Here is a 3894-nt window from a genome sequence, read left to right on the forward strand (position 1 = left end):
CAAATAAGACTTTGGCAACAAAGCACAAGTCTGTGAAGCCCGAAGCCCATTTGTCTTTAGCAAATGGGTAGTTCACATTAAAAGAAACTAAAATATCGAAAGATACTGAACTTCGACTTTTAGAGGAGTTAGAAAAACAAGAAGCCATTCATTTTTACCTTAAAAAGGATATTTCATTGCAGAAATTAGCTACTGATCTTGGTACTAACCCTAGATACGTAACTTACATTATACAGAAATATAGAGATCTTTCCTATTATGACTACCTTCAGGACAAGCGTATAGAATATATTATGGATTTGCTTCGGGTAAAACCTGAGCTGAGTGAGTATAAATTATCATATCTTTCGGAGATGGTCGGCTTCGCCTCTTTAAGTAAGTTCTCTACTGCATTTAAAAAAGTTTCTGGGATGTCTCCTTCTGTATTTGTTCATATTATTAAAACTGATATTAATAGGGCACCTTAATTTGTGTAAATATTTCATTCTTGAAATGTAAGTATAAAATGATGTCTCTTCTTTATAAAAGTGAACGAATGTATATTATCGCAGAGCTTCTAAATGGCCTACACTTCTTAGAAATATTTTCATTAAGTTAATTCTTGTTATAAATTGGATAATTTTAAAGATCTCAAAAAGGAGACTTAAGCATACAGAAGTCACCAAGTTGTTGCTGTGCTAGAGACGTCTCAAAAACGACCTAACTGCTTATAACTATCCATTGCCATTTTTTTTCTTCTACAATATTTTCTTATTTGAATATCGTATTAAAGAAATTATCTAATTAATTGAGTTTTCCATTCAAATAAAAATGTTAATCAAGCTGATACTTCAATTCTGTCATTATAGATAAAATCTATGCAATAATTGTTAAATGGACTGCTATTATATTTATCTTAGTGCAATGTATAGCCTTTTAATAACTTTATGAAGCGAATAATAGATTTCATTTATAATATTGTATGGTCAGATGCTCTAGTTTACTTATGTCTTCTCACTGGAGTATACTTTACAATACGATTTAAATTTCCTCAAATTACCCATTTTAAGCAGATGTTTACCTTGCTTTTCAAGAGTAATAGATCAGAAAAAGGGATATCATCATTTCAAGCATTTTCGCTTGCAGTTTCTGGACGTGTAGGAACAGGGAATATTGCTGGTGTGGCCACAGCAATTGGAATGGGAGGGCCAGGAGCAATATTTTGGATGTGGGTAATTGCACTTCTGGGAAGTTCTTCCGCAATTATTGAGGCTACATTAGGTCAAATGTATAAAGAGGTGAAAGATGGCCAATATAGAGGTGGTCCAGCTTATTATATCCTCAAAGGTTTAAATAATAAGATTTTTGCTTGGGCTTTTGCTATCGTAACAATTATCTCAACAGGATTTTTATTACCTTCTGTACAAAGTAACAGTATAGCAGTTGCCGTTAATAACTCTTTTGGTATATCTCCCTATTTAATCGGTGCATTTTTGTGCGTTATACTAGGATTTATTATTATAGGTGGAGTTTCTCGGATTAGTAAAATTGCGGAATATATTGTACCCATTATGGCTGGTTTATACATTCTGATGGCATTAATTATCATAGCCATAAACTATAAGCAATTACCAGATGTGTTTGCACTTATATTCAAATCAGCGCTTAATATGGAAGCCTCATTTGGAGCTATTGTTGGATCAGCAATAGCATGGGGCGTAAAAAGAGGCGTCTACAGTAATGAAGCTGGTCAAGGAACTGCTCCACATGCTGCGGCAGCAGCTGAAGTTTCCCATCCGATAAAGCAAGGATTAGTACAAGGTTTTTCTGTATATGTGGATACGTTATTTGTGTGTACAGCTACGGCGCTTATGATATTATTTACTGGCAAATATAATGTAGTGAATCCTGAAGGAGGATTTTTAATAGAAAATATACCTAGTATAGAGATTGGTCCTATTTATACCCAATTAGCTGTATCTCATCACTTTCCGCTTTTTGGAGACTCATTTGTTGCTATTGCGTTGACATTGTTTGCATTTACAACAATTATGGCCTACTACTATATTGCAGAAACAAATGTCAGCTTTATACAATCTAAAAGTACTGGTAAATACTTATTAAATATATTGAGATTGGTGATCCTAATTTCTGTTTTTGTTGGATGTATTACAACAGCTAAAATTGCTTGGGATTTGGGAGATATTGGTGTCGGGCTAATGGCATGGTTGAATCTAATAGCAATCATATTACTACACAAAAAAGTATTATTTCTCTTTAAAGATTATAATAATCAATATGATTCAGGAAAGGATCCTGAATTTAATAATTTGAAAACTAAATTTCCCCATATGGAAATTTGGAATAAAAAATAAATATCTATGGCACAGTTAATAAATCTCAATGTTTTTAAGGACTTTTTTAAATCTAGTAATGCCGGAGGAATTCTTCTTTTCATTTGCGTTATTCTTTCTTTAATTATTGCAAATACTTCTTTCGCTTCCTGGTTGCAAAGTTTTTTGGACTACAAAATTGGTTTTGAAAACGAATCTGTCCATTTAAATTATTCTATTCTTTTATGGATTAATGATGGACTGATGGCAATTTTCTTCCTTTTAGTAGGATTAGAAATCAAACGCGAAATAGTAGAAGGCGAATTGTCGTCTCCTAAAAAAGCCTCTTTACCGATCTTAGGTGCAATTGGTGGTGCTGTAGTTCCTGCTATTATATATTTAGGTTTAAACTCTGGTCAAGTGACAAGTTCAGGCTGGGGTATACCCATGGCCACAGACATCGCATTTGCGTTGGCTGTTATAAATCTTTTAGGGGATAAAATACCATCCAGCTTAAAGATTTTCTTAGCAGCTCTTGCTATTGTAGATGATTTGATTGCAATTTTAGTGATTGCCTTATTTTATTCTTCTGGTATAGATGTAACTTATTTGATGTACGCTGGTGCTGGATTAGCTGTTCTAATTATTATGAATAGAATGAATATTCAAAATCCATACTTGTATCTTATACCAGGGATATTCATTTGGTATTTTGTTCATCATTCTGGAATACACGCAACCATTGCAGGTGTTCTAGTTGCCATGACAATTCCAACAAATGATACCGACTTAGAATCTCCATTGGAAAGATTAGAACATGCATTGGTTAAACCAGTCAATTTCTTCATCATCCCTTTGTTTGCATTTGCAAATACAAACATCACTCTAGAATCTGAAATGATTAACGGACTAACCTCTAACTTAGGTTTAGGTATAGGATTGGGGTTATTAATTGGAAAACCAATAGGAATTTTGCTTACATCTTTTTTGTGTGTAAAAATGAAATTTAGCTCCCTTCCACTCGGAGCCAATTGGTTACATGTCATTGGGGTTGGTTTATTAGCTGGTATTGGTTTTACTATGTCTATATTTATTGCAATACTTTCTTTTTCAGATCCATCATATATAGCAGAGGCGAAACTGAGTATATTAGTCACTTCATTATTAGCAGGTATAGTTGGATATGTGGTTTTGAGTTCACAGTCAAAACTGTCAAGGGGGATAAAAAACTAAAAGTGGAATTTAGAAATGTAAACATCCTATTGACAGTTTGAATAAATTTCATTTGCTAGGAATCACTACAAGCATAGCTACTATTTTAGAAGAATAGTTTTATATGCCTTTGCAAGAGTTAGCTATACATACAATAATCTATTAATTATCATAGATAATAATAGTGTTATGCTTACTCTTGCATTTGCTGTCTGATAATATATTTCTTACAGTAACTATTTTAATGAGTAAGAATCCCTAATAGGAATGCTTAATATTTTATAAAACGTAGTGTAAAACCCACAGGTGTTTAGCCTGTGGGATGTAAGCGACTAACCCTGATTGAGAATATACTCACGAATAGTATCAG

The 3894-nt window shown here is 33.1% G+C and carries 3 protein-coding genes; all 3 read left to right on the plus strand.

The annotated features are described in order from the left end of the window. Positions 1-176 precede the first annotated feature (176 nt). Positions 177-467, plus strand: coding sequence for a helix-turn-helix domain-containing protein (locus GOQ16_RS17015; protein WP_160070391.1), 291 nt, complete (start codon positions 177-179; stop codon positions 465-467). A 459-nt stretch (positions 468-926) separates the two neighbouring features. Then, positions 927-2354, plus strand: coding sequence for an alanine/glycine:cation symporter family protein (locus GOQ16_RS17020; protein ID WP_160070392.1), 1428 nt, complete (start codon positions 927-929; stop codon positions 2352-2354). A 6-nt stretch (positions 2355-2360) separates the two neighbouring features. Further along, positions 2361-3545 (plus strand): Na+/H+ antiporter NhaA, encoded by a 1185-nt coding sequence (gene nhaA / locus GOQ16_RS17025; protein WP_160070393.1) that lies wholly within the window; start codon positions 2361-2363, stop codon positions 3543-3545. Positions 3546-3894 lie beyond the last annotated feature (349 nt).

It is taken from the genome of Sphingobacterium bovisgrunnientis (genome assembly GCF_009829085.1).
GTDB lineage: Bacteria > Bacteroidota > Bacteroidia > Sphingobacteriales > Sphingobacteriaceae > Sphingobacterium > Sphingobacterium bovisgrunnientis.

Excerpts from the sequence above, each read along its gene's own strand:
- GOQ16_RS17020 (WP_160070392.1), top strand. The coding sequence starts at position 927 with ATGAAGCGAATAATAGATTTCATTTATAATATTGTATGGTCAGATGCT.
- nhaA (WP_160070393.1), top strand. The coding sequence starts at position 2,361 with ATGGCACAGTTAATAAATCTCAATGTTTTTAAGGACTTTTTTAAATCT.